Below are 26,187 nucleotides of genomic sequence, written 5' to 3'. Positions count from 1 at the left end.
ACAACTTCAATCGGGCTTAAGCGATGGCAGGTTCATCAGGGCCACTTGAGGAACTTGCGGTGGTCGGCACTGCGAATCGCTGCCCGGTTGCAGATATGGCATCAGAATCGGTGCCATGCCTTTGAGCACCTGCACCGGCAGGGCCGAGGTGAACTTGAAGTTCTCCGCCGAGCGTCCCGGAACGAACGCGGTGAGCGTGCCGAAATGGTGGTCGCCGATGTAGAACACGAAGGTCGCCGTGCGGTTGATCGACTTGGAACTCAAAATGCGCCCGCCGGAGCCGATGGCCTCGATGCGGTTGTCGCCCGTACCGGTTTTTCCGCCCATGGTCAGCGGTGTTCCATCGTTCAGTTTGAAACTGCCGGAAACACGTTTGGCGGTTCCCGAGTCCACCACTTGCGACAGTGCCTCGCGCATGGCAGTGGCCACTTCCGACGGCATCACCCGTTTGCCGACATGGGGATCATTGACCAGTTTCGTCTCGTAAGGCGTGCCGGCGGCAAAATGCAGGCTGTCGATGCGCAGGGTCGGCATGCGCACACCGTCGTTGAGGATGGTGCCGATCAGTTCGGCCAGCGCGGCAGGGCGGTCGCCGGAGCTGCCGATGGCGGTGGCCAGCGACGGCACCAGATGATCGAACGGGTAACCGACTTTCTGCCAGCGCTGATGGATGTCGAGGAACGCTTCGATCTCCAGCATGGTACGGATCCGGCTGTCCCGGGCGCCCTTGTGCTTGCTCTTGAACAGCCAGCTGTAGACTTCCTGACGTTCGAACTGACTGGCCTTGACGATCTGGCTCCAGGTCGCGTCCGGGTGGTTGAGCAAGTAGCCGATCAGCCACAGATCCAGCGGGTGCACCTTGGCGATGAAACCCTGATCCGGCAAATCGTAGGTGCCGGGACCGTAGGCCAGATAAAGCCTTTCGAGGCGCTCGTCAGTGAGTTTCTCGGTGATCTTCACGCCCTTCAGATGTGAGCGGACAAAGCTGTTGAAGTCTTCCTGGCTGGCGTTGGGCAGCAGGTAGCGGTGCACGGCGGCCATGCGGATCGGCGTCGGACGCATGCTGTCGAGGAAGGTGTCGAGACGGGCCTGGGTGTCCTTGTTTTTGTATTTCTTCCAGAACTTGAGCAGGAACGAAGTGCCTTCGCGGTCGGCGAACGAGGCGAGGTATTCCTGACGCCGCGGGTCGCGATCATCCTTCAGCAGCTCGGCGCTGTTGTTGGGGCCGGAGTAGGTGGTGTAGCGCACCAGATCGCGCATCAGGCGAATGAACGGCAGGTTGATCGACTCGCGCAGGGCATCGCGCAGGGTCGGCATGCGGCCGTTGTCCTCCTTGCGGAAGTTGTGGAACACGTGCAGGCCGCCACCGGTGAAAAACGCTTCGCCGGGGCTGGCGGAATATTTGCGGTCGAGGGCGGCGCCGAGCATCTTCGACAGGTCGTGATCCTTGTTCTGGATCAGGTAATCGATCACCCACTGGGTCAGGCGGTCCTGATCCGGCACGTCGACTTTCTTCAGTTCCGGCACGCTCATGGCGCCGTACTTGTCATGCAGTTCGGAGATGATTTGCAGGTAGGTGGTCAGCACCCGCATCTTCGCCGTGGAGCCCAGTTCCAGTTTGCTGCCTTCGTTGATGTCGAACGGCTGGTCGGTGCTGTCGGTCTGCACCCGCACCCGCGAGCCGTCCGGTGTCAGCTCGAACAGGGTGAAGCTGTAGCGCACCTGAGTGGTGCTGGTGGGCGTCAGCAGACGTTCACCGAGCAGACCGATTTCGGCGGCGTAGGCCGGGTCGGCGAGTTTCTTCAGGTAGGCCGTGGCCTGGGTTTGCAGTTCGCCTTGCAGGGTGCTGGTGGCCGAGAGGTCGAGGCGGTCGAGGTCGTACAGCGGACGATTGAGCATCGAGGCCAGACGGCTGCGGGCGACGCTGATGCCTTTGTTGGTTTCGATCGGCTGAATGGTCGGCTGGGTCTGCCAGTCGCGATAGGTGACTTTGCTCGCGAGGGCCGCATCGGCCAGTGCGTTGTCGATCACCCCATTCTGCTTGAGCAGCCGCAGGTGGCTGTCGGTGAGGTCGGCCAGCTCTTCCCGGCCCTTGGTCAGGTAATGGGAAGGACGGCGCTGGGCGATCATCAGCGAGAGCATTTCGCGCAGGGCCAGGCCCTTGTCGGCCAGGGTCTGCGGATCGGTCGCGGTACTGGCGAGCTTTTTATTGGCTTCATTGAAATCGGCGCCGTACCAGACCCGCAACCCTTCGGCCATGCCATGGACTTCGCCATGCCCCGGCACCGCCGACAAAGGTACGCTGTTGAGGTAGTCACGAATGATGTTGCGCCGCGCTGGCAAGGTATCCGGGCCGGCCTGATAGGCGCGCACGCTGGCGGAAATCATCTGGCGGATTTTCTCGGCACCGTTCACCGTCAGACCATCCGGCGAGTGGCGATATTTTTCCAGCTGCGTGGCCAGCGTGCTGCCGCCCGCCGACTGTCCCGGCAAGTGCAGCAACTTGGCAACCTGCGACCACGCGGCCATGCCGAAGCGCGGCCAGTCCACTGCCGGGTTGGCCAGCGGTTGTTTCGGGTCCAGCAGGAAACGGTTTTCGATGAACAACAGGCTGTTGACCACCACCGGCGGAATCGACTCGAAACTCGAATACAGCTGTTGCGGATAGTTGTACTGATACAACGGCGCGGCGCGGCAATCGGTGATCGACAGCCCGGCCTGGATTTTCTCGGAGTAGGGCACGAACAGGCCCTTGTCGGTATAGCCGAGCAGCGCCGGCGAAAAACGGGTCTGTTCGGTGATCACGTAATTGCGCTTGAGCAGACGGGGCAGAAACTCGTCCAGCGAGCTGTAGCCCAGACGCAGATCGAAAGGTCCGTTGCCCGGATAGCGAATGGCTTCGCTGGGGCCCGGTTGCAGTTCATAGGTCAATTTGGCGGCGTACTGGCTGACCTCGCGGGATTGAAAACGCGAGGTGCGCATTTCCTTCATCGCGGCCAGGCCCACCACAATCGCAATGATCACCAGCAACAGCCAGAAAGCCTTCCACCCATGCCGGTTACGACGGGGTTTCTCAGGGACAGGCGCTTCATCCACACGTTCAGTCGGAACCACTTTTTCACTCGAATCGGTTTGCCACAAAGCGCCCATAGTCGATTGATCCATTCACGCAGATTGATCGGACTTGACTGAAGCTTAGTCGGTGGTTGGCGCGGGTGAAAAAATTGTGAAGCTTCGACCCTGAACAAATCTGCGCAGGGGGCAATCCGGCAGCAACGCCCGTGCAGATCTCGAAAAAGGGCGGATCAGAGCGGTTCGCGGGTAAATACGACTTGGGTAGGGGCATGACGCTGCACCATTGCTGTGCAATACTCGGCGCCCATTTCGGCAGTGAATAATCCGGTTTTTTCAGGAGTGTTTGTCTCGAAATCCGGATTTATAACGATGCTTGTCGCTGAATAAGTCGGTTTTTAGAGTGAAATATCCTGCTGGAAGCTTTTTATACTGCCAGCCCCGCTGATCCTCAGGCCTGGACCTGAAGGACGCGTCCGCCCACGAGGCCGGCGCGGTGTCGGGAAGCCGGGGCTTATCGGCCGACGCTTCGACACTCGGTGGTCTATCCAATAACAAGACGAGGAAGTCCCCCATGCCAGTCGGCAATCACCCGCCCCATGGCGAGACCGCGAACGGCGGTCCACTCAAACGCGAACTCGGCGAACGGCATATCCGTCTGATGGCGCTCGGCGCCTGTATCGGTGTCGGCCTGTTCCTGGGTTCGGCCAAGGCCATCGAAATGGCCGGCCCGGCAATCATGCTGTCGTACATCATCGGTGGTCTGGCGATCCTGGTGATCATGCGCGCCCTCGGCGAGATGGCCGTGCACAACCCGGTGGCCGGTTCCTTCAGTCGTTACGCACAGGATTATCTCGGCCCGCTGGCAGGCTTTCTCACCGGCTGGAACTACTGGTTCCTGTGGCTGGTGACCTGCGTCGCGGAAATCACCGCAGTGGCGGTGTACATGGGCATCTGGTTCCCCGATGTGCCGCGCTGGATCTGGGCGCTGGCGGCGCTGGTCAGCATGGGCTCGATCAACCTGATCGCGGTCAAGGCTTTCGGTGAGTTCGAGTTCTGGTTCGCCCTGATCAAGATCGTCACCATCATCGCCATGGTGTTCGGCGGCATCGGCATCATCGCGTTCGGTTTCGGCAACGATGGTGTGGCGCTGGGGATTTCCAATCTGTGGACCCATGGCGGCTTCATGCCCAACGGCGTGACGGGCGTGTTGATGTCGCTGCAGATGGTGATGTTCGCCTACCTGGGCGTGGAGATGATCGGCCTGACCGCCGGTGAAGCGAAGAACCCGCAGAAGACCATTCCCGGTGCGATCGGCTCGGTGTTCTGGCGGATTCTGCTGTTCTACGTCGGTGCGTTGTTCGTGATCCTGTCGATCTACCCGTGGAATGAAATCGGCACGCAGGGCAGCCCGTTCGTGATGACCTTCGAGCGTCTGGGCATCAAGACTGCCGCCGGCATCATCAACTTCGTGGTGATCACCGCCGCGCTGTCGTCGTGCAACGGCGGCATCTTCAGCACCGGGCGCATGCTCTACAGCCTGGCGCAGAACGGCCAGGCGCCTGCCGCCTTTGCCAAGACCTCCAACGGCGTGCCGCGTCGGGCGTTGCTGCTGTCGATTTTCGCCCTGCTGATTGGCGTGCTGCTGAATTATCTGGTGCCGGAAAAAGTCTTCGTCTGGGTGACCTCGATTGCCACCTTCGGCGCGATCTGGACCTGGGTGATGATCCTGCTGGCCCAGCTGAAATTCCGCAAAGGCCTGAGCGCCAGCGAACGTGCCGGCCTGAAGTACAAGATGTGGCTGTTCCCGGTCAGCTCCTATCTGGCGCTGGCCTTCCTGGTGCTGGTGGTGGGCCTGATGGCGTACTTCCCGGATACCCGCGTGGCGCTGTATGTGGGCCCGGCGTTCCTGGTGCTGCTGACCGTTCTGTTCTACGTGTTCAAGCTGCAACCGACCGATGCGTCGCAAGGCGCGGTGCGTTCGGCGTCGTAAGGCGTAATGCCTGTTGTGCCAAAAGCCCTGATCATCATGATCGGGGCTTTTGTTTTTCCGGGATGAGAATATTCAATGGCTCGGACATGCCCATCCGCTCGTCTGAAAGGGCGGCTAACCTGTAATTCCTGACAGTAGCGGCTTTCCAACGTTTAGTGATCGAATCGGTGGCAACGATTTCAGAGGCACGGACATGAGGATGAGTGATTTTGTCGACCGCGAACTCGGCCGCCGTCAGGTCGTGCTGTTTTTCCTGTTCGCCACGATGCTGTACATCCTGCCGCTGCTCCTCGCTGACTTCCCCTACATCGACGACAACTGGCGCACCCTGGCCGCCGGCAATGTCTGGGCCGGGCAGGGGCGCCTGTTCATGGACTGGCTGTATCAGGCGCTGTCGTTCACTGGCGCTGCGCCGAACATCTTTCCGTTGCCGCTGCTACTCTCCACGCTGGCCATGTCATTGGCCCTGACCCGACTGACCTTTCACTACTTCCCCGAACCGACGCTCGCCTGTTGTCTGGTGTCGTTGCCGCTCTGGTACAACCCGTTCCTGTTGCAGAACCTGTCCTATCAATACGACGGGGCCGGCATGGCCTTGAGTCTGGTCGCGGTGATTTACGCGATCACGTTTGGCGGCACTTCCCGGATACAACGATGGCTGGTGCCATCGGTGTTGCTGGCGCTGGCGATCGGGCTGTATCAGATCAGCCTCAACGTGTTTCTCGGACTGTGCTGTGTGGAATTGCTCAGGGCTGTTCATCGGCGCATGCCTTGGGCAGAGCTCTGGCAACTGGCGGGCTGGAAGCTGGCGCAACTGGTGCTGGGCGTGTCGATCTACGCGATCACGGCCTATCCGTTCACGGATTCCACACGTACCGAACTGCTCGACTTCAGTGCTGACCCACTGTTGCAGATCGGCATCAATTTTGGCCGGGTCCTGGAGAAGGTGGCGCTGTTGTTTCACGGTGGTTACACGGCAGTGTTCGTCCTGCTACTCCTGTGCGCATTGTTCGGTGGTGTGCGGATGGGACGGCAAATTCGCCTGCGCCAGGAGCAACCTGCAAAAGGCCTGCTCCTGAGTTTTGGCTGTCTGCTGACCTTGCCGCTGATTGTATTGCTGGTGCCGGGGATGACACTGTTGTTTCGCGACTTCAACGAAGGTGCGCGAACCCTGATGGGGTTCGGCGTGTTGCTGATGGTGCTGTTTTATCTGGCCCGTATCGGGCTGACGTCGCTGCACTCGCGACTGCCCCTGTTGTTGGTGATTCCGCTTCTGGCCACGCTGTCGCTGTCCTTCGCTTACGGGCGGGTGCTGACGATGGAGAAAACCTTCGCCAGCAGTGCTCTCTACAGCCTCAGCCACGACATTTCTTCCCATCGCGAATTGCGTGACGCCAAGCGGATTTATATGTCGGTCACTTACTCCGACCGCTGGCTGGCGAGTGCGACGGGCACGTTCAGACAGCTGCCGGTGCTGCGCTATCTGCTCAACATCGACTACTTCATGCTCACGGAAAACCTGCCGTCCGCCGGCATCACCAACGTGGTCGCCGAACGCGAACGACGTAACGCCACCCGCGTCGGCTATCAGGGTTTCCCCGCGTTGGTGGATAGCCTCTATTACCGCATTTATTTGATCGGCGATTACGGTTTCATCGTCATGAAAGAGCCGCCCCATGGTCGGCTCTTGAGTTGGTGAGCGTTACCGCTAGGCCGCCGCAATGTCTTGCGGCTCAAAACTGTCCGCCCGCGCCATCTGCCACATCCGCGAATAGAACTCGCCGTTCACTTCCCCGGTAAGCAACTCTCCCGGTTTCAGGAACACATGCAGCTGCGAGAACAGTTTGATCTCGGTGGCCGACATGCGCCGTACCAGATGCTTGGCCGACAGCTGCGACGGATGATCGAGGCCGGCGGCGGCGAGCATTTCCGCCAGCGCCTTCAACGTGTTGCGATGGAAGTTGTAGACCCGCTGGGCCTTGTCCGGCACCACCAGCGCACGCTGGCGCAGGTTGTCCTGGGTGGCGACGCCGGTCGGGCATTTGTTGGTGTGGCAGCTTTGTGACTGGATGCAGCCGATGGCGAACATGAAGCCCCGCGCCGAGTTGGCCCAGTCGGCGCCGATGGCCAGCACGCTGGCGATGTCGAAGGCGCTGACGATCTTGCCGCTGGCGCCGAGCTTGATCTTGTCCCGCAGATTCAGGCCCACAAGCGTGTTGTGCACGAACAACAGACCTTCGCGCATCGGCACGCCGATGTGGTCGGTGAACTCCACCGGGGCGGCGCCGGTGCCGCCTTCCTTGCCGTCGACCACGATGAAGTCCGGGAGAATGCCGGTTTCCAGCATGGCCTTGGCGATGCCCATGAACTCCCACGGATGGCCGAGGCAGAACTTGAAGCCCACCGGTTTGCCGCCGGACAGTTCACGCAGTTGCTGGATGAAATGCATCATCTCGATCGGCGTGGAGAACGCGCTGTGGCGGGACGGCGAGATGCAGTCTTCGCCCATCAGAATGCCGCGGGTGTCGGCGATTTCCTGGGTCACCTTGTGCTTGGGCAGAATCCCGCCGTGGCCGGGTTTGGCACCCTGGCTCATCTTGATTTCGATCATCCGCACTTGCGGGGTCTGTGCCTGGGCGGCGAAGCGTTCCGGGTCGAAGCGGCCGTCGCTGGTGCGGCAGCCGAAATAGCCGCTGCCCAGTTCCCAGGTCAGGTCGCCGCCGTGTTCGCGGTGATAGGGGCTGATGCTGCCTTCGCCGGTGTCGTGGGCGAAGTTGCCGAGTTTCGCACCCTGGTTCAGCGCGCGGATCGCGTTGGCGCTGAGGGAGCCAAAACTCATGGCCGAGATGTTGAACACCGATGCCGAGTACGGCTGGGTGCATTGCGGGCCGCCGACGGTCACGCGAAAGCTGTTCGGGTCGCTCAACGGCGCCGGGCGCATCGAGTGGCCGATGAATTCGAAACCGGACTGATACACGTCGATCAGGGTGCCGAACGGTTTGTCGGCGCTTTCATTCTTGGCCCGCGAATACACCAGCGAGCGCTGAGCACGGGAGAAGGGCAGGGCGTCGCTGTCGGATTCCAGCAGGTACTGGCGGATTTCCGGGCGAATCCCCTCGACCAGATAACGGATGTTGCCCAGGATCGGGTAGTTGCGGCGCACCGCGTGGGGGCTCTGCATCAGGTCGAACAGACCAAGCAGGCTCAGCACCCCGGTGACGGCGGTGATCGGCCACAGCCAGTCGTGTTCGAGGAAGGGCAGGCTGGCGAGGGTGAAAATCACGCAGACGGCAAAGAAGGCGTAGCGGCTCAGGAGTGACAGGCTCATACGGTTTCCTTGGTTCGGACAGATTTTTTTGCGGCAGTCAGGCGTTCTGCGCCTGCAGGAAGATCGAAAACAGCTCCGACTGGGATTTGATCCCCAGCTTGCTGTACATGTGTTTCTTATGGACTTTCACGGTTTCAACAGAGATTTCCAGCTTACGGGCGATTTCTTTACTGGAGCAACCGCTGAGCATCAAACGCCCGACATCCAGTTCCCGGGCGGTCAGTTGCGCGCCCTTGAGTTGCTGCACCGACGCTTCGAGCTGCACCCGCCAGTCCGGTTGCGCCGGTGACGGGGCGAGGGCGACGATTTCATTGATTTCGTAAGGCAGGCGTTGGCGCAGCAGGCCGAGCACCCACGGCTGGATCAGTGACAGCAGGGCAATCTGCTCGCCACTGAAACGCTGCTTGCTGCCCAGTGACAGGCACAGCGTGCGGTCGCCTTCGAGCTGGCAATTGAACTGGATTTCGTCGGCCACCACATTCAGACGAAAGTATCGCTGGTAATACTCGGTCAGCTCGAAATGCTCCGGCGCGACCTCCGACAGGCGGTACAACCCGGTGCGCGATTGCTCGCGGCAGGCGATATAGAAAGGGTCGAGCAGGTACAACCCGCGCAGGTAATCCTGGAATAGCTGGTCGGGGCTGCCGTCTTCGCCCGGGCATTCAGCGAACACCTGCGGGTGACGGTCGGCGCTGAACAGCAGCGCCACCCAGCTATCGAACGGCACGTACTGGTCGAGCAGGCGCACCAGTTGCGCCCAGAAATTCGGCTTGTCGAGGGCGTCGATCAACTGCCCGACGGCGCGGTGCCAGGTGATGTCGTCAAACGAAACAGTCATGCCTCTACCCCTATCGGGTTACCCCGGCCGCGTAATTCCCTGGCCGGTCGAATGCCGAGCATACTGGCCCACAGACAGCCGCCGGGCAATCTTTCGGCGCCCGGCGCTCATAACAAGGACTCCCCATGAAAGTCGAACTCGCCCAACTGGCGGGCCGTGACAAAGACACGGCGTACAACCTCGAACGCGCCCTGGCGGCGATTGCCGAGTGCCCGGCCGACACGCAACTGATCGTGTTCCCCGAGACCCACCTGATGGGCTTCCCGAGCGCCGACACCGTGGCGCAGATCGCCGAGCCGCTGGACGGGCCGACCGTCAGCGCGTTGCAGGCCGCTGTCCGCGAACGCAACGTCGCCGTGGTGATCGGCATGGCCGAAAACGACAACGGCCGCTTCTACAACACCACGCTGCTGATCACCCCCGAAGGAATCGCCCTGAAATACCGCAAGACCCACCTCTGGGCCTCCGATCGCGGTGTGTTCGAGGCCGGTGATCGTTACACCACGTGCCTGTGGAACGGCGTGCGGGTCGGTCTGCTGATCTGCTACGACATCGAGTTCCCGGAGTCGGCCCGTGCCTTGGCGCAACTGGGGGCGGAGTTGTTGATCGTGACCAACGGCAACATGGACCCTTACGGCCCGACCCACCGCACCGCGATCATGGCCCGGGCCCAGGAAAACCAGGCGTTTGCGCTGATGGTCAACCGCGTGGAAGCCGGGGATGACGGGCTGATGTTTGCCGGCGGCAGTGCGCTGGTGGATCCGCTGGGCACGGTACTGTTCGAGGCCGGGCGTGAGGAGGGGCGGTTCAGTGTCGAGCTGGATTTCGGTCAGCTGGCGCTGGCGCGCAAGGATTATCGGTATCTGGATGATCAGCGGTTGAGGTTGCCGGGGGAGGTGGTTGAACACGCTTCTGGACTGCGGGAGCTGCTGATTCCTTCGCGCTAAAGAACAAGAGATATCCGATCGTGCCCACCCTCTGCGTGGGAACGATCAGCAACACCCGGAAAATTCGCCGAATTCGGCCTCTGCCATAAATCCAATAAAATCCGGAGTAAGTCGCCCATGGCTCGTTTGCAACGCACCCTTTCGCTGGGGTCGGTGGTGCTGTTCGGCATCGCCTACATGACGCCGATCATTGTCCTCGGCACGTTCGGCATCCTCGCTCAATCCACCGCCGGCATGGTGCCCGCCGCGTATCTGGCGGCGCTGGTGGCGATGTTCTTCACCGCCATGAGTTATGGCCGCATGGCCGCCGCGTTCCCGGTGGCCGGCTCGGCCTACAGCTATGTGCGCAAGGCCATCAGCCCGAAACTCGGTTTCATCGCCGGTTGGGCAGTGCTGCTCGATTATCTGTTTCTGCCGATGGCGATCTGGCTGATCGGCGCCGCGTACCTCGCGTCGGCCTTCCCGTCGCTCCCGCAGTGGATCTGGGTGCTGGCGTTCATCGGCATCACCAGTGCGATCAACATCATCGGCCTGAAGCTGGCCAACGGCATCAACGCCTTGCTGATGCTGGTGCAGTTCCTGGTGCTGGTCGCGTTCGTTGTGCTGTGCGTGCATTACATCGGCGGCGACGCCAGCACGCCACTGTGGTCGATCAAACCGTTCTTCAACGGCGACATGCAGATGCCGCTGATCATGAGCGGCGCGGCCATCGCCTGCTACTCGTTCCTCGGTTTCGATGCAGTCAGCACCCTCACCGAAGAAACCCGCGATCCGCGCCGCACCATTCCTCGGGCGATCATGTTGATCACCCTGATCGGCGGGCTGATCTTCGTCGGCGTGTCGTACTTCGTGCAGGTCGCCCATCCGTCGTTCCAGTTCGACAATGTCGACTCGGCAGCCTACGAGATTGCGCGCAACATTGGCGGCGACCTGTTCGTGTCGATCTTCCTCATCGGCCTGATCGTCGGTCAGTTCGCTTCGGGTCTGTCCGCCCAGGCCAGCGGTTCGCGGCTGCTGTTTGCGATGGGGCGTGACGGCGTGTTGCCGAAGTCATTTTTCGGCACCTTGCACGAACGCTTCGGCACACCGGTCAACAGCATCCTGCTGTGCGCCGTGGTGGCCTTGCTCGCATTGAAACTCGACGTGACCACCTCGACCTCGTTCATCAACTTCGGCGCGTTCCTGGCCTTCAGCCTGGTCAACCTGTCAGTGATTTTTCACTACTGGATCGGTGGCGAGAAAAAAGGCCCGCGCGAGCTGCTGCTGTTTCTGGTGTTCCCGTTCATCGGTCTGGTCGCGGACCTGTGGCTGATGGTCAGCCTCGATCACCTGGCGGTGTATCTGGGCCTGAGCTGGCTGGCGATTGGCGTGGTGTATCTGGCGGTGCTGACCGGCGGTTTCCGTCGCCAGCCACCGGAAATGGATTTTCAGGAAGCGACCTGATCAGGCCGCAGGCCGGGTCTGGCGTAATGGCAGTTGCACGCGAAACGTGGTGCCGGCGCCCAAAGTGCTGCTGACCGAGATGTCCCCGCCGTGTTTCTTCACGATGCCGTAGGACAGGGACAGACCCAGCCCTGTCCCCTGGCCTACGGGTTTGGTGGTGAAAAACGGGTCGAAGATTTTCTGCAGGGTCTCGGGCGCAATGCCCGAGCCGGTGTCGGCCACTTCGATGATCGCCGACTCGCCCTGCACCGCAGTGCGCAGGGTGATGGTGCCGCGCTCGGCACCCATGGCCTGCGCCGCGTTGATCACCAGGTTCATGATGACCTGATTGATCTGCGAGGGCAGGCACTCGATCTCCGGGATGTCCTGATATTCCTTGACCACATCGGCCTTGTACTTGAGTTCGCTGGCGACGATGTTCAGGGTCGACTCGATGCCCTGCTGCAGGTTCGCCCACTGCCATTGCTGCTGGGTGTCGACCCGGGAAAAGTCCTTGAGGTCCTTGACGATCTGCCCGACCCGGCCGATGCCTTCCTTGGACTCGCGGATCAGCACCGGAATGTCTTCCAGCAGAAAATCCACTTCAAGGTGCTCGCGCAGTTGTTGCAACTGCGCAGCCGGCTCGGCAGCCAGCGTCTGCCCGACGGCGTGATAGGCGCCGAGCATGGCCAGTAGTTGCTGGAAGTAACCGTCGAGGGTGCCGAGGTTGGAGGAAATGAAGCCGATCGGGTTATTGATTTCATGGGCGACCCCGGCGGCCAGTTGCCCCAGCGAGGCGAGTTTTTCCGACTGCACCAACTGGCCTTCCAGTTGCTTGCGTTCATCGATCTCTCGCTGCAAGGCTTCGCTGGCCTGCTTGAACTGGGCGGTGCGCTGGTCCACCAGGTGTTCCAGGTGATGCATCTGCAATGAGGCACGTTCGGTCATCTGCCATTTGGTCAGCAGGGTGTTGGCCATCTGCTGGACTTCGATGTTGTCGAACGGCTTTTTCAGGATCAGTAACCGGTCATGGGCGTGCAGGCGATCCAGCAGTTCATCCCAGGAATAATCGGAATACGCGGTGCAGACCACCACCTGCAATTGCGGATCCTGTAGCCACAACTGCTCGATGGTTTTCGCGCCGTCCCAACCGTCGGGCATGCGCATGTCGACAAAGGCCAGGGCGTAGGGGCATTGCTCCTGCAGGGCCAGGTTGAGTTTGGCCAGGCCTTCCTCGCCGCCATAGGCCGAGTCCAGTTCGAACATCGCCCGCCTGGGTTTGGCGGGGGCGCCGAACAGGGCCGCTTCCATCTCGTCCAGTTCCGCCGACTGCGCCCGGTTCGGGGTGAGGATCTTGCGAAAATCTTCGTGGATCGACGGCATGTCGTCGATCAGCAGGATGCGGCGGTTCGACAGTTCGCTCATGCGTTCTCCGTTACCGTGATCAGCGGGATCTGCAAAGTGAACAGGGCGCCCAGGCCAGGCCCGTCGCTGTGGGCGGTGAGATGGCCGTTCATCTCGATGGCCGCCAGGGCGCAACTGTGCAGGCCGAAGCCGTGGCCATCCTTGCGGGTGGTGAAGCCGTGGGCAAAGATCCGCGTCATGTTCTCCGGTGCGATGCCCTCGCCATCATCCTTGACGCTGATCTCCAGAAAACCTTCATCGACGATCTTCACGCCGAGAGTCATGGTCCGCGGGCGGTTGCTGAGGTCTGACATCGCGTACTTGGCGTTGCTGATCAGGTTGATCAGGATCAGCAGCAGTCGGTGCTTGTCGCCCATCACCTGGGGCACGTCGCCGTATTCCTTGAACACCGTGACGTGATGCCGGGTCAGCGCGCCGGCGTTCATGCGCAGCGCGTCTTCGAGCAGTTCGTTGATGTACAGCGGCTCGGTCAGGCTGTTGGCGCCGGCATAGGATTGCTGGGTGGCGACGATGTCCTTGATGTGATCGACGCTCTTGTTCATCTGGGCCAGTTCGTCGGCCATTTCCTGCTGTTCCTGGGCGATGGCGCCCACCAGTTGGTTGAGGTAGCCGGGCAGCAGCTTGCCCTTGGCATCTTCAGTCAGGAACGGCCCGAGGTCGTCCGGGTGTTCGTTGATCAGTTGCATCGCCTTGCCCAGCCCCAGGGCTTTGCTGCTGCGCAGTTTTCGCGAGATCAGGTCGGAGGAAATGTTCACGCTGTTGAGCACGTTGCCGACGTTGTGCAACACGTTGGTGGCGATTTCCGCCATGCCGGCCTGGCGCGCGGCATCGAGCAATTCGCTCTGCACGTTCTTCAGTTCACGAGTGCGCTCGTCGACCCGTTGCTCGAGCACGTCATTGGCGGTTTGCAGGGCCGCATTGACCCGGTTGATTTCGGCAAAACTGCGGATCAGGCGGATGGCCAGCCACAGCAGCGACAACATCAGCAGGACGGAAAACAGCAACAGGTAGAAATGGTATTTCTGGTCGGTGCGTTCGGCCTGTTGCTGATCCAGATCGAGCATGTTGGTGATGGTGTCCAGGCGCTCGGCCACGGGAATCGCCTCGATCTGATCGAGCAGGCGGTTGACGATCGGTTGCTCGCGCAGGATCAGCGCAATGTGATTGCTCAGGATCCGGATCGGGGTCTGAAAATTCGCCGGCAGACGTTGCGCGTTCACCGCCAGTTTGTTCAGACCCACTTCGATGTCTGAGGCTTTGTCGTCGGAGGCGACCTGGGCGAACTCCAGTGCGCTGAGCAACAGGTCATAGGTGTCAGTGACGATGTTCTGCAATTGAATCTTGTCGAGGTCGGACAGATTGGCCAGTTGCGCCTGAATGTCATCCTCGGCGCTGGGCAGGAACGCCAGGGAGTTGCGCAACAGCGCGTTGTGTGACTTGAACTGTTCCACCAGACGGGTTTTTTCCTGCATGGCGTCCAGGTAGCGTTCGTGGGCATGGTCCCACTGCCTGGATTCGTTGCGTCCATGCCCGGATTCCATGGATTCGAAATGTGCCCACAGGCGATTCATCTCGTTCATCGGCGAGACCAGCGGGTCGTAATTGTGGGTAATCGCCACCCGGGCCTTGAGGACTTCACTTTCCCACTGCGAATCCTGTTGCTTGATCTGACGGATCAGGTCCCGGGATTCGGTGTAAGTGGTGGTCTGTTCGGAACTGGACTTGAGGTACAGAAACACCAGGACCGAGGCCAGCAATACGGCGAGGAGGCTGAGCAAAAGCAGGCTGCGCCGCCCCGCGACGGTTGTCATCATGACTGACCCTCCCAGTGTCCGGTCAGGGTCTTGAGAAACTCGATGATCAGCGCCTTGTCTTCCTCGCTCGGCATGCGTCCCAACTGATACTGGAACATCACGTCCACCGCCCGTTCGAGGGTGGGCGCCGAGCCGTCGTGGAAGTACGGCGCGGTCAGCGCGACGTTGCGCAGGCTCGGCACCTTGAACACGGCCCGATCGTTTTCGTCGCCGGTGACGTTGTACCGGCCCTGATCCGCCAGCGTCGGGTTGCCGCGATCGGCGATGTAGTCACCGAACACCCCGAATTTCTGGTACATGTTGCCGCCGATGTTTACCCCCTGATGGCAGGCAATGCAGCCGTAGTCCTTGAAGCGCTGATAGCCGTATTTCTCATCGAGGGTCAGGATCTCGGTGTTGCCGAGCAGGTACTGATCGAAGCGTGAGCCGGGTGTCAGCAGCGTGCGTTCGTAGCTCGTCAGGGCGTTCTGGATATTGGCTTGCGTCACGGCATCCGGATAGGCGGCACTGAAAGACTGGCGATAACCGGAATCGTCGGCAATCCGTTGCACGACAGTGTTCCAGTCGCTGCCCATTTCGTGGGGGCTGGTGATGACGACATTGGTCTGCTCTTCCAGCGTTTCCACGCGACCGTCCCAGAACTGGCGGAAATTGAGGCTGGCGTTGAGCACGGTCGGGGTGTTGACCGCCACCGGCTGGCCATCGAAGCCCAGGGAAAGGGCCCGGCTGTCAGCGCCGTTCTTGTCCAGTTGATGGCAACTGGCGCAGGACAGGGTGTTGTTGAGGGATAACCGTGGATCGAGAAAAAGCCGGCGACCCAGCTCGACGCGTTTCGGATCCTGTTTCGGAATGTCGGGCAGCGGTTTCAGCGGCTCGTCCAGCGGCGCGGCAACAATCTCGACGCAGGGCGCGAAAAGCATCAGGAACAAAACGCTGCGCGACGGGCACGTCGTTGGCGTGTTCATGCAACGCTCCAGGGACCAGGCACCCCGGCCACCAGCAGGCGGGCGAAGTCGTCCGCCGGCAAGGCTTTGCTGAAGTGGAAACCCTGGCCCTCCTCGCAGTCGTGGTCCCTGAGAAAGGCCAGTTGTTGTGCGGTCTCCACGCCTTCGGCGATGACGTTCAGGTTCAGGCTCTTGCCCAGGCTGATGATCGCGCCGACCAGCGCGGCATCGCTGCTGTCATGGCTCAGGCCGCGAATGAACGACTGATCGATCTTCAGCACATCGATGGGGAACCGCCGCAGGTAACTCAGGCTGGAATAGCCGGTGCCGAAGTCATCGATGGCCAGCCTGACCCCCAGAGCCTTGAGCCGGTTCAACGCGCTCATGGTCGCGTCGACGTTCTGCATCAGTACGCCTTCGGTAATCTCCAGTTCCAGCAGGGCGGGATCGAGCCCGGTCTCTTTGAGCACCTGTTCGATGCCCTCGACAAACAGGCGCTGACGAAAGTCGATGGCCGAGGTGTTGACCGATATGCGGATCGGCGGCAACCCGGCTTTTTGCCAGTCCCGCGTCTGACGGCACGCCTCACCCAGCACCCATTTGCTCAGAGGCACGATCAGGCCGCTGTCTTCGGCCACGGGGATGAACTCCGATGGATACACCCAGCCATGCCCCGGTTTCTGCCAGCGTACCAGTGCCTCGGCGCCTACCACCCGGCCGCTGCCCAGGTCGATTTTCGGCTGGTAGTGCAGTACGAATTCGTGCCGTTGCAGGGCCAGGCGAATGCCCGACTCGATGCCGTGCTGTTCCCGGGCGCGCTGGTTCATGGCCTCGATGAAGAAACCGATCTCGTTCGGACCGCTTTCCTTGGCATTGCGCATGGCCGTCTCGGCTTTTTTGATCAGGTCGATGGCTTCCAGCCCGTCGTCCGGATAAAGGCTGATACCCACGCTGGCGGTGACACTGACGTCGTGACCGACAATCGTCTGTGGCTCACGGATGGCCGCCAGCAGTTTTTCAGCGATGCTGCGGGTCTGCTGCGGGTGATTGATGTCGCTGAGCATCACCACGAATTCGTCAGAGCCATAGCGAAACACCGAGTCCGATTCGCGCACGCAGGTCAGCAGTTGCTGGCCGACCCGTTTGAGCATCTCGTCGCCCGCCGGATGGCCCAGGGCATTGTTGATGCGCTTGAAGCGATCCAGGCCGAGAAACATCACCACCAACTGTTTGTCATGGCGCCGGCAAGCGGCCAGCGACTGAGTCAGACGGTCACCGAGCAAGGTGCTGTTGGGCAGGCCCGTGAGGCTGTCGTACTGCAACAGGCGCGAGACCTTGAGCAGCTCATGCACCCGGGCTTCGACGGTCTGCTCGAGGCTGAGCAACTTCAGCGCCGCGTCCTGGGCCAGTTGCCATTTCCAGGTCAGGGCATTGGCCATCTGACGGATTTCCAGGGTGTCGAACGGCTTTTTCAGGATCAACAACTGATCGCCGAATTCCAGTCGTTCGGCCATGGCTTCCCAGCTGTAATCGGAGTAGGCGGTGCATAAGGCGATTTGCAGGTTCGGATCGACCTCCCACAGTTTTTCGATGGTCTCCAGACCGTCCCAACCAGGCGGCATCCGCATGTCGGTGAAGGCGAGGGCATAGGGACGACCTTCGTCCAGTGCGTGTTGCACCAATTTCAACGCTTCCTGGCCCTGATAGGCGGAATCGAGCTGAAAGGTCAGGTGCGGCGACTGACGGGTGCCGAACAGCGTCTGTTCGAGACCGCTCAGATCCGCTTCAGCCGCCGTCTCGGGGGCGAGGATCTTGCGGAAGTCGGCATGGATCGCTGGCGTATCGTCGACGATCAGAATGCGCCGGTTGGTCTGGGGAAAAGGCGTTTTCATCCTTCATCCTCCCTGGGCAGCGGGGCGGCTGCGCTGGCGTCCTTCAGCAGTCGGGCGGCCTGTTCCGGGCTGACCGCCGCGCTCAGGCAAAAGCCCTGCACGTTTTTCAACGGCACGCCGGGCACGAGGGTTGCGCCCTGAACGTCCGGCTGGACGCCTTCGGCGCTGATGTCGATGGCCAGGTCCCGGGCGAAATTGACGATCGCCCGCAGCCGGTTGGCGCCGTCTTCATCCCGGGCCGCATTGTCGATCAGGGACTGGGCGAGTTTGAGGTGATTGACCCGGTAGGTTTTCAGGTAATCGAACGATGAGTATTCGGTGCCGAAATCATCGATGGCGATGGTCACACCCAGCTCGCGCAGGCGCGGCAACGCATCGTTGTGGGTCCATTGGGTCTGGGCCAGGGTGGCCTCGGTGACATCGAAGCGCAGGTCCCATGGCGCCAGTTCCCAGCGCGCCGTGGTGCGCAACACGTCGTAGATGAGTTCGGGGCCGGACTTGAGCTGCGCCAGGGAAATCTTGATCGCCATCACCGGAGGCGCCACCCCGTCGTTTTGCCACCGGTGCATCTGCCAGCAGGCCTGATCCAGAATCCAGCGTCCGAGAGGAATGATTGCACCGGTCTTTTCCGCCGCCGGAACGAAGGCTGACGCCGGCAGCAGGCCAAGCCTGGGGTGTTGCCAACTGACCTGCGCGGCCATGCCGAGAATCCTGCCGCTGTGCAGGTCCACTTCCGGCATGTAATCGAGCTTCAGTCCTCCCTGGATGAGGGCCGTGGTCAACTCCTCGGCAAGGACCATGCGCTCGGCCACCTCCCGAGTGATGTCCTCCGAGTGGAAGTGAAACTGATCGCGTCCGGACTCCTTGGCGCGGTACAGCGCCATGTCGGCTTGCCCCAACAGGCTGTCGGCATCGAAGCTGACGGGCGCATAACTGCTGATGCCGATGCTGGCCGAAATGCGCACGGCATTGCCGCCCAGTTGGTAGGGCGCCTGCAGTGTTTCAAGGATTTTGGTGGCCATGGCGGCGGACTGTGTCGGTTCGCTGACGTCCAGTTGCAGGATCGCGAACTCATCGCCGCCCAGACGCGCCACCACGTCGTTCTCCCGGACCACGGTCTTGATCCGTTGTGCCACTTGCTCCAACAGCAGGTCGCCGACCGGATGACCGAGGGTGTCATTGACCCGTTTGAAGTGATCCAGGTCCAGGTAAAACACCGAAAATGGCGTTGCTCCCCGGCGCGCGGCAGCGAAGGCCTGATGCAGACGCTCGATCAGCGTGGCGCGGTTGGCCAGCCCGGTGAGGCCGTCCGTGCGGGCCAGCAGGGTCACTTTTTGTTCCAACTGATTCATCTTCAGCGCGGCGTCTTCGGTCATTTGCCATTTGACCGTCAGGGCGCTGGCCATCTGGCGTATTTCGATCGCATCGAAGGGTTTTTTCAGGATCAGCAGGCGATCGTTCAGCGGCAACCGCTGATCGATCTCTTCCCAGGAATAATCGGAATAAGCGGTGCACAGGGCCACTTGCAGCTTGGGATCGACCTGCCAGAGCCGCTCGATGGTTTCCAGGCCATCCCAGCCCGGCGGCATGCGCATGTCGATGAAGGCCATGGCGTAAGGGCGACCGGCGGCCAGCGCGACTTCGACCATGTCCAGTGCTTCGCACCCCTGGAAGGCCGAATCCAGCTCGAAATTTTCGTTCTGTGTGGCAGACGCGCCGGTCGGAGTACCGAACAGCAGGCTTTCGGTTTCGCCCAGACTGTCGTCTTCAACCGTGGATGACTTGAGGATTTTCGCGAAATCGTCGTGGATCGATGCCGTATCGTCGACGATCAGCACACGGCGATTGATGGGACCAGGTGGCGCACTCATGGCGCCCTACCCGCAAGTTCACGCACGATCGTCATCGGGAGCATCCTTTTCCCCTCATCACAGGCCTGCGCGCAGGCTGATGGTGTCGTCCAGCGACTTGAGCATAGTTGCCCTGTGGGTACTTCGCCTTACCCGATGACTTGCGCGGTCCCGGCGCAAAAATCATCTAGCCTGTCACTCAGGCGCGGGCAAGGGAGGAAGTCTGTCGACACGCCTGCCACGTCCATCGTCTATCGCGAGGCCTCGCCATGGAAGCGCAATCCGCCCCGACTCCGGCCCATCGGCCTGCCGTGTTGCTGGTCGATGACGAGGAGTCGATCCTCAACAGCCTGCGCCGTCTGCTGCGGGGCCAGCCCTATGAGGTGTTGCTCGCCAGCAGCGGTGCCCAGGCGCTGGAAATGCTGGCGCAACGTCCGGTCGATCTGGTGATGAGTGACGCGCGGATGCCCAATATGGACGGCGCCACGCTGCTGGCCAGCGTTCGTCAGTTGTATCCGGCAACCACGCGGATCATGTTGACGGGCTATGCCGACCCTTCGGCGATCATCAAGGCCATCAACGAAGGCCAGATCGACCGCTATATCAGCAAACCCTGGAACGACGAGGAGATGCTGCTGATCCTGCGCCAGGCTCTGGAACATCAGCACCTGGCCCGTGAGCGCGAGCGTCTGGAGCAACTGACCCGGGTGCAGAACGATCAGTTGAAGTTGCTCAACAGCACTCTGGAAAAACATGTCAGCGCCCGTACCGCCGAGCTGCAGCAGACCGCCGACATGCTCGATCTGGCCTACGAAGAACTCAAGCACAGCTATGTGACCGGCACCGAAGTGTTCTCGCTGCTGGCCAACCTGCGCCTGCCGCCGGCCAAGCAGACCAACCGGCAGATCATCGAACTGGTGCGCGGCTACTGCAAGGTGCATCGGCTGGACGAAGCCGCCAGCCGCGACCTGACCATGGCCGCCGCGCTGTACAACATCGGCAAGCTGAGCTGGACCGACAGCATGATGACCACCCCTTCGGACCTGTTGCACAGCACCGACCGCGACCGCTATCGGGGTTATCCGAAACAGAGCGAGTCACTGCTGATGACCCTGGACCCGATGAAGGATGCCGCGCGGCTGATCCTGCACCATCAGGAACACTGGGACGGCAGCGGGTTTCCCGACCGGCTCAAGGGCGAGGCCATTCCCCTGGGTTCGCGGCTGTTGAAACTGGCGGTGGATTTCGTCGAGTTGCAGCGCGGGTTGATTCTCGAACGACAGATGAACAGCGACGAGGCGTTGCTGTACCTGCGCCAGTACGCCGGCAGACTCTATGATCCCGAGCTGATTGAGGACTTTATCAAGGTCTGCGCGCTGGTCAGCGATATCACCCTGACCGATCCGAGCGTCAAGGTTCTGGGCACCCGGGAGCTGGCGGCGGGGATGATCCTGGCACGCAACCTCAATGCCGATAACGGCATGTTGCTGCTCAATGCCGGCAAGGTGCTGAGTGCGCTGCTGGTGGACAAACTGATCAGTTTCGAAGCCATGGAGGGGGCCAAATACAAGGTGTTCGTGAAAGTGCCGGAGGAGGGCGAAGCGGCGCTGCTGGCCGGTTCTTGAGGCCGTACGAGGTGACGCTGGCGCAGCCGGCATGGGATCCTTGCGGTTTTTCTCAAGGCCGGTGGCTGACCCATGACCTCTGTATCCGCTGTTTCCCCCCGTACCATTCGCATTGCCGCCGCGCTGCTGCTCAACCCCGACGGCCAGACCCTGCTGGTGCGCAAGCGCGATACCACCGCGTTCATGCAACCGGGCGGCAAGATCGAGGCCCATGAACTGCCGGTGCGTGCGCTGGCCCGCGAGCTGGAGGAAGAACTGGGGCTGGTGATCGATCCGGCGCAGGCGAGTTTTCTCGGTCAGTTCTCGGCACCGGCTGCCAACGAGCCGGGGTTTGTCGTGCAGGCCGAGATCTTTCAGCTGACCATCGACGCCGAAGTCTTCCCGGCGGCCGAGATCGAAGAGGTGATCTGGATCGACCCGGCCACCGACGGCGATGTGGTTCTCGCCCCATTGACACGCGACCTGATCCTGCCGTTTTATCGAGCCTCGCTGACCGCGATCGCCTGATCATTCGTGCAAAGGACTTCGTCATGATCCCGCTTCCAGACCTGCTGATTTTTGCTGCTGCCGCGTTGTTGATGGTACTGACGCCGGGGCCGAACATGATTTACCTGATCTCCCGTTCGATCTGTCAGGGGCGCAAGGCCGGGGTCACGTCGCTGCTCGGCGTGGTGGCCGGGTTCTTCGTGCATATGTTTGCGGCGGCGGCCGGTCTGACGGCGGTATTTCTTGCGGTGCCGATGGCCTATGAAGTGTTGAAGTGGGCCGGCGCGCTGTACCTGCTGTGGCTGGCCTGGCAAGCGGTGAAACCCGGTGCGCGTTCACCGTTCGAAGTGCAGGCATTGCCGGCGGACTCGTCGCGCAGGCTCATCACCATGGGCTTTCTCACCAGCGCCCTGAACCCGAAGATCGCGGTGTTCTACCTCTCGGTTTTTCCGCAGTTCATCACGCCGGAACACGGCTCGGTGTTCAGCCAGAGCATCATCCTCGGCCTGACCCAGATCAGCGTCAGTTTCAGCGTCAACCTGTTGATCGCCCTGTCGGCGGCGGGCATTGCCTCGTGGTTCGCCAGCAACCCGACATGGCTTGCGGCGCAGCGTTATTTCATGGGCTTCGTGCTCGGCGGCCTGGCGGTGCGCCTGATGCTCGAGCAGCGCAGGACCGCGTGAACATGTGGATCGAACGGCTGGATGCCAGCCATGCGCTGGCCTATCGGGAATTGATGCTGGAAGCGTATGACCGGCATCCGCAGGCCTTCACCTCCAGCGTGCGCGAGCGCGCGGCGATGCCGCTGAGCTGGTGGGAGTCGCGCCTGACCAGCAAGCTCGACGCGGTGTTTGGCGCGTTCGAAGCAGGCCGCCTGGCGGGCATCGTTGGCCTGGCGTTCGAGCCTCGGGAAAAGGCCCGGCACAAGGCAACGGTATTCGGCATGTATGTATCAACGGAGTTTCGTCAGCGCGGGCTGGGCCTGAAGTTGATGGAGGCGGTGCTGGGTGAGGCGCAGCAGCATCCGGCGCTGAAAGTCATTCAACTGACCGTCACCGCCGGCAATGACGCGGCGTTCAAGCTGTACCAGCGCTGCGGCTTCATCCAGTTCGGTCTGGAACCGATGGCGGTGCGGGTCGGCGAGGACTACTTCGACAAGATCCACATGTGGTGCGCGCCTTTGGTGCCATCCGCCAGCCTCAACGAACCGCGCTGACCCCATCCAGGGTCGAGAACGAGGTGTCCTTGGCCGTCAGCAGGAAATCGCGCATGTACGGCGCATCCAGCATGTCGGCGCGGATCGCCGCGTACAGCGTTGCAAACAGACCTTTCTCACCCAGCCGCTTGGCCTTCACGTAACCCCGTGAACTGTATTCATGCAGCGCCCAGTGCGGCATGCCGCACACGCCACGACCGCTGGCCACCAGTTGCATCATCATCACCGTCAGTTCCGAGGTGCGTACCTGCGCAGGTTCGATGTCGGCCGGTTCGAGGAAGCGGGTGAAGATATCGAGGCGGTCGCGCTCCACCGGATAAGTGATCAGGGTTTCCGTCAGCAGGTCTTCGGGGACGATGTACGGTTTGCTTGCCAATGCATGCTGGTTGGCGACCGCAAGCATGGCTTCGTAGGTGAACAGCGGCACGTAGGTGATACCGGCGATTTCCAGCGGGTCGGAGGTCACCACCAGATCCAGGTCACCCCGGGCCAGCGCCGGCAGCGGTGCAAACGAGAAACCCGAAGCGAGGTCGAGTTCGACTTCCGGCCAGGCATCGCGGAACTGGTCGATGGTCGGCATCAGCCACTGGAAGCAGCTGTGGCATTCGATGGCCATGTGCAGACGCCCGGCGGTGCCCCCGGCCAGGCGCCCGATGTCACGTTCGGCAGCACGCAGCAGTGGCAGGGTCGCGTCGGCCAGTTGCAGCAGGCGCAGGCCGGCGCTGGTGAAGCGCACCGGTTTGGTCTTGCGCACGAACAATGGCATGCCCATGCGCTCTTCCAATTCCTTGAACTGGTGGGACAGCGCCGACTGGGTCAGGTGCAGTCGGTCGGCCGCATCCACCAGGCTGTCAGCTTCGCGCAGGGCATGCAGGGTTTTCAGGTGACGGATCTCAAGCACCGCAGGCTCCATGAGGAAAATTTGTGATCAACACGAAAAGGTTGAGTTTGTCTCATGTTGCCCTGGCTGTCGACAATGGCACCATCTTTTACGCAATGGAGAACACTCGACATGGCCGTGGCCCACACCCTTGGTTTCCCGCGCATCGGCGCCGACCGCGAACTGAAAAAAGCCCTCGAAGCCTACTGGAAAGGCGATCTCGATCAGGCGTCCCTGAATCAGGTCGGCCGCGAGTTGCGCGCAAAACATTGGCAACTTCAGAAAGACGCCGGCATTGATTTGCTGCCGGTCGGTGACTTTGCCTGGTACGACCAGGTGCTGACCCACTCGCTGACCTTCGGTGTGATCCCTGAGCGCTTCGACGGTGTGCGCGACGAGCGTGGCCTGCCGACTCTCGACACCCTGTTCGCCATGGCCCGTGGCGCCACGGCCTCCTGCTGCGGCGGCGAGCACGGCAAGACTCAATACGCACAAGAGCTGACCAAGTGGTTCGACACCAACTACCACTACCTGGTCCCGGAGTTCACCGCGGATCAGTCGTTCAAGCTGAGCTGGGAGCAACTGTTCGATGAAGTCGAAGAAGCCAAGGCCCTCGGTCATAACGTCAAACCGGTGATCATCGGCCCGCTGACTTACCTGTGGCTGGGCAAGGCGAAAGGCAACGATTTCGACAAGCTCGACCTGCTCGAGCGCCTGCTGCCGGTGTACAACGAAATCCTCGGTCGCCTCGCCGCACAGGGTGTGGAGTGGGTGCAGATCGACGAACCGATCCTCACTCTCGACCTGCCGCAGGCCTGGAAAAATGCTTTCGAACGCGCCTATCACATCCTTCAGTACTCGCCGCTGAAAAAACTGGTGGCGACCTATTTCAGCGGTCTGCAAGACAACCTCGGTCTGGCCGTCGGCCTGCCGGTACAAGGCCTGCACATCGACGCGGTGCGTGCGCCGGATCAGCTCGGTCAGGTGCTGGATCGCCTGCCGACCTACAAGATTCTTTCGGTGGGTCTGGTCAACGGCCGCAACGTCTGGCGCTGCGAGCTGGAGCAGGCACTGGCGCAGTTGCAACCGGCGCAGGAGCGTTTTGGCGACAATCTGTGGGTCAGCAGTTCCTGTTCGTTGCTGCACAGTCCGGTGGATGTCGAGCGTGAAGACAAGCTCGATCCGGAACTGAAAAGCTGGCTGGCATTCGCCGTGCAGAAGTGCGCCGAAATCTCCGTGTTGCGTGATGCGCTGAACGATCCACAAGCGCCGAAAGTGCAAAGCGCACTGGCCGAAAGCCGCGCCATTCAGGAAAGCCGCGCTCGCTCGCCGCGTATTCACAAGGCCGATGTGCAGGCGCGCATCGAAGCGGTCAACGCCCGCGACAGCCAGCGTCATTCGCCGTTCGCCAAGCGCATCGCTGCGCAACAGGCACGTTTGAAATTGCCGACGTTCCCGACCACCACTATCGGTTCGTTCCCGCAGACCGGATCGATCCGTCTGGCCCGTCAGGCGTTCAAGCAGGGCAAGCTGTCGGCCAACGATTACCACGACGCCATGCGCAGCGAAATCCGCCACGCGGTACAGGTGCAGGAGCGTCTGGGCCTGGATGTGCTGGTGCACGGTGAAGCCGAACGCAACGACATGGTCGAGTACTTCGCCGAGCAGCTCGACGGTTACCTGTTCACCCGTTTCGGCTGGGTCCAGAGCTACGGTTCCCGTTGCGTAAAACCGGCGGTGATCTACGGTGACCTGAGCCGTCCGAACGCCATGACCGTCGACTGGATCAGCTACGCCCAGAGCCTGACCGACAAGGTCATGAAAGGCATGCTGACCGGCCCGGTGACCATGCTGATGTGGTCGTTCCCCCGCGAAGACGTGTCGCGCAAAGTCCAGGCGCAGCAACTGGCGCTGGCCCTGCGTGACGAAGTGGTGGATCTGGAAAACGCCGGGATCAAAATCGTGCAGATCGACGAAGCCGCGTTCCGCGAAGGCCTGCCGCTGCGCCGCGCACAATGGCAGGAGTATCTGGACTGGGCGGTGGAAGCGTTCCGCCTGACCGCCTCGGGCGTGAAGGATGAAACCCAGATCCACACCCACATGTGCTACAGCGAATTCAACGACGTGATCAAGGCCATCGCCGACATGGACGCCGACGTGATCACCATCGAAACCTCGCGCTCGGACATGGAATTGCTCGATGCCTTCGAAGCGTTCGACTATCCGAACGACATCGGCCCGGGTGTCTACGACATCCACTCGCCACGGGTGCCGGACACGGCGGAAATGGTCAAGCTGATGAGCAAGGCCGTGAAACGGATTCCGGCAGCGCGGTTGTGGGTCAACCCCGATTGCGGGCTGAAGACCCGTGCCTGGCCGGAGACGGAAGCAGCGTTGGTGAACATGGTGGCGGCAGCGCGGCAACTGCGCAGTCAGCTGGCTTGACGCACAGCAA

At 61.4% G+C, this 26,187-nt stretch carries 18 protein-coding genes; 9 read left to right on the top strand and 9 right to left on the bottom strand.

Features of this window, described 5'->3' with window-relative positions; all coding sequences use genetic code 11:
• Positions 1 to 6: 6 nt before the first annotated feature.
• Positions 7 to 3,150 (bottom strand): transglycosylase domain-containing protein, encoded by a 3,144-nt coding sequence (locus tag M5B98_RS10370; RefSeq protein ID WP_248742645.1) that lies wholly within the window; start codon positions 3,148 to 3,150, stop codon positions 7 to 9.
• Positions 3,151 to 3,646: 496 nt separating this feature from the next.
• On the opposite strand from M5B98_RS10370, the gene M5B98_RS10365 reads away from it, so the two are divergent.
• Positions 3,647 to 5,065, top strand: a complete 1,419-nt coding sequence (locus tag M5B98_RS10365; protein WP_248742644.1) for an amino acid permease — start codon at positions 3,647 to 3,649, stop codon at positions 5,063 to 5,065.
• 193 nt (positions 5,066 to 5,258) lie between these two features.
• Positions 5,259 to 6,764 carry a glucosyltransferase domain-containing protein gene (locus tag M5B98_RS10360; RefSeq protein ID WP_248742643.1) on the top strand — a complete coding sequence of 502 codons (1,506 nt, stop codon included), beginning with the start codon at positions 5,259 to 5,261 and terminating at the stop codon, positions 6,762 to 6,764.
• 9 nt (positions 6,765 to 6,773) lie between these two features.
• Here M5B98_RS10360 and M5B98_RS10355 read toward each other — a convergent pair whose 3' ends face one another.
• Both M5B98_RS10355 and M5B98_RS10350 read right to left on the bottom strand, forming a co-directional pair.
• Positions 6,774 to 8,393 (bottom strand): FMN-binding glutamate synthase family protein, encoded by a 1,620-nt coding sequence (locus tag M5B98_RS10355; RefSeq protein WP_119427750.1) that lies wholly within the window; start codon positions 8,391 to 8,393, stop codon positions 6,774 to 6,776.
• Between the two features lie 37 nt (positions 8,394 to 8,430).
• Positions 8,431 to 9,231, bottom strand: coding sequence for a helix-turn-helix transcriptional regulator (locus tag M5B98_RS10350; protein ID WP_119427751.1), 801 nt, complete (start codon positions 9,229 to 9,231; stop codon positions 8,431 to 8,433).
• A 125-nt stretch (positions 9,232 to 9,356) separates the two neighbouring features.
• On the opposite strand from M5B98_RS10350, the gene M5B98_RS10345 reads away from it, so the two are divergent.
• Positions 9,357 to 10,178 carry a carbon-nitrogen hydrolase family protein gene (locus M5B98_RS10345; RefSeq protein ID WP_248742642.1) on the top strand — a complete coding sequence of 274 codons (822 nt, stop codon included), beginning with the start codon at positions 9,357 to 9,359 and terminating at the stop codon, positions 10,176 to 10,178.
• Positions 10,179 to 10,295: 117 nt separating this feature from the next.
• Complete coding sequence (locus tag M5B98_RS10340; RefSeq protein WP_248742641.1) at positions 10,296 to 11,621, top strand: APC family permease; 1,326 nt, start codon at positions 10,296 to 10,298, stop codon at positions 11,619 to 11,621.
• Here the strand turns inward: M5B98_RS10340 and M5B98_RS10335 are convergent, their stop codons facing one another.
• The 5 genes from M5B98_RS10335 to M5B98_RS10315 are packed head-to-tail and all read right to left on the bottom strand — an operon-like array spanning position 11,622 to position 19,546.
• Entirely contained in the window at positions 11,622 to 13,025 is a 1,404-nt protein-coding gene (locus tag M5B98_RS10335; protein WP_248742640.1) for an ATP-binding protein, read from the bottom strand.
• Positions 13,022 to 14,836: a DAHL domain-containing protein gene (locus tag M5B98_RS10330; protein ID WP_248742760.1), complete on the bottom strand. Its 1,815-nt coding sequence runs from the start codon at positions 14,834 to 14,836 to the stop codon at positions 13,022 to 13,024. Before M5B98_RS10330 ends, M5B98_RS10335 begins: the two co-directional genes overlap by 4 nt.
• Positions 14,836 to 15,804 (bottom strand): cytochrome-c peroxidase, encoded by a 969-nt coding sequence (locus tag M5B98_RS10325; protein WP_412548535.1) that lies wholly within the window; start codon positions 15,802 to 15,804, stop codon positions 14,836 to 14,838. The genes M5B98_RS10330 and M5B98_RS10325 overlap by 1 nt, the downstream gene beginning before the upstream one ends.
• Positions 15,801 to 17,675: a putative bifunctional diguanylate cyclase/phosphodiesterase gene (locus M5B98_RS10320; protein ID WP_248742639.1), complete on the bottom strand. Its 1,875-nt coding sequence runs from the start codon at positions 17,673 to 17,675 to the stop codon at positions 15,801 to 15,803. Before M5B98_RS10320 ends, M5B98_RS10325 begins: the two co-directional genes overlap by 4 nt.
• Positions 17,672 to 19,546 (bottom strand): putative bifunctional diguanylate cyclase/phosphodiesterase, encoded by a 1,875-nt coding sequence (locus tag M5B98_RS10315; RefSeq protein WP_248742638.1) that lies wholly within the window; start codon positions 19,544 to 19,546, stop codon positions 17,672 to 17,674. Before M5B98_RS10315 ends, M5B98_RS10320 begins: the two co-directional genes overlap by 4 nt.
• Positions 19,547 to 19,794: 248 nt before the next feature.
• Between M5B98_RS10315 and M5B98_RS10310 the strand changes: the two genes are divergently transcribed.
• The 4 genes from M5B98_RS10310 (at position 19,795) to M5B98_RS10295 (ending at position 22,852) form a co-directional block, all read left to right on the top strand.
• Entirely contained in the window at positions 19,795 to 21,150 is a 1,356-nt protein-coding gene (locus tag M5B98_RS10310) for an HD domain-containing phosphohydrolase (protein WP_248742637.1), read from the top strand.
• A gap of 72 nt (positions 21,151 to 21,222) precedes the next feature.
• Positions 21,223 to 21,657, top strand: coding sequence for an NUDIX hydrolase (locus M5B98_RS10305; protein ID WP_248742636.1), 435 nt, complete (start codon positions 21,223 to 21,225; stop codon positions 21,655 to 21,657).
• Positions 21,658 to 21,680: 23 nt separating this feature from the next.
• The gene (locus M5B98_RS10300) at positions 21,681 to 22,319 is read left to right on the top strand and encodes a LysE family translocator (protein ID WP_248742635.1); all 639 of its coding nucleotides are present in this window, start codon (positions 21,681 to 21,683) and stop codon (positions 22,317 to 22,319) included.
• A 2-nt stretch (positions 22,320 to 22,321) separates the two neighbouring features.
• Entirely contained in the window at positions 22,322 to 22,852 is a 531-nt protein-coding gene (locus M5B98_RS10295; protein WP_248742634.1) for a GNAT family N-acetyltransferase, read from the top strand.
• Here M5B98_RS10295 and metR read toward each other — a convergent pair.
• The gene (gene metR, locus M5B98_RS10290) at positions 22,836 to 23,753 is read right to left on the bottom strand and encodes a transcriptional regulator MetR (protein ID WP_085709456.1); all 918 of its coding nucleotides are present in this window, start codon (positions 23,751 to 23,753) and stop codon (positions 22,836 to 22,838) included. The genes M5B98_RS10295 and metR overlap by 17 nt on opposite strands.
• A gap of 111 nt (positions 23,754 to 23,864) precedes the next feature.
• On the opposite strand from metR, the gene metE reads away from it, so the two are divergent.
• Positions 23,865 to 26,177, top strand: coding sequence for a 5-methyltetrahydropteroyltriglutamate--homocysteine S-methyltransferase (metE, locus tag M5B98_RS10285; protein WP_248742633.1), 2,313 nt, complete (start codon positions 23,865 to 23,867; stop codon positions 26,175 to 26,177).
• Positions 26,178 to 26,187: the final 10 nt, after the last annotated feature.

It is taken from the genome of Pseudomonas sp. MWU12-3088, assembly GCF_023242405.1.
GTDB classification, from domain to species: Bacteria; Pseudomonadota; Gammaproteobacteria; order Pseudomonadales; family Pseudomonadaceae; genus Aquipseudomonas; species Aquipseudomonas kribbensis.
Note: the sequence above shows the minus strand (reverse complement) of the source record. Positions and strands in the feature narration are given on the sequence as shown.